The following is a 223-nucleotide window of genomic DNA, read 5'->3' on the forward strand; positions in this document are numbered from 1 at the left end:
AAGTTCGCAGAGCACACGCCTCACTATCGTCAGTCAGAGATATACCATCGTCAGGGCGTGGAGCTGAGTCGCGCCACGCTGGGTCGCTGGTCCGGCGCGGTGAGCGAACTGCTGGAGCCGCTGTACGACCTGCTGCGCCAGTACGTGCTGATGCCGGGCAAGGTGCATACAGACGATATCCCTGTGCCGGTACAGGAGCCTGGCAGCGGTAAAACCCGCACGG

Annotated in this window: 1 protein-coding gene; it reads left to right on the top strand. The window is 62.8% G+C overall.

Features of this window, described 5'->3' with window-relative positions:
• A partial coding sequence (locus F7Q90_RS26485; protein ID WP_151161265.1) for an IS66 family transposase occupies positions 1 to 223 on the top strand: 223 nt, incomplete at both ends.

This window comes from Pantoea stewartii subsp. stewartii (assembly GCF_008801695.1).
Lineage (GTDB): Bacteria > Pseudomonadota > Gammaproteobacteria > Enterobacterales > Enterobacteriaceae > Pantoea > Pantoea stewartii.